Origin of the sequence: Pseudomonas sp. ICMP 561, from assembly GCF_002699985.1 — a bacterium.
Lineage (GTDB): Bacteria > Pseudomonadota > Gammaproteobacteria > Pseudomonadales > Pseudomonadaceae > Aquipseudomonas > Aquipseudomonas quasicaspiana.
The window spans coordinates 1-380 of sequence record NZ_LKBT01000062.1 but is presented as its reverse complement, the minus strand read 5'-3'; the positions used below and the strand labels follow the sequence as shown (position 1 = coordinate 380).

General features: G+C 54.2%; 1 pseudogene. It reads left to right on the top strand.

Going from position 1 to position 380, the window contains the following annotated elements:
• Positions 1-228: pseudogene (locus AO242_RS29875) on the top strand (hypothetical protein); the annotation flags it as partial.
• Positions 229-380 lie beyond the last annotated feature (152 nt).

Below are 380 nucleotides of genomic sequence, written 5' to 3'. Positions count from 1 at the left end.
CCTGACTCGGAACATCCGGATGATCGCCGTTTGAGACGCTGGTTAAGCCAGCATGGTCAAAAGGGAGCCGCCGTCAGATTGGCCAACCGAAACCTGCGAATCGTCTGGGTGCTGCTGCAAAACGATCAGACCTATCGTCGCCAGCCAGCGGGTCCAAGAGGCGACGATGAATCATTGATAAACAGAGTTCTGCCACCGGGGTGCTGGGTCACCTCAACCGCTGCTTAAGAACATTGACCCTTGGTCAGACCGTCGTGGATAGATGCCTACGGTCCTACTGGCCCTTTTGAGGCCTTATCGTAATTGGCATACCGCGAGCTCACCCAATGTTGGCCAGAAGCTAACGATGCTTCCTCGAATAGGCCTTATACATAGATGCA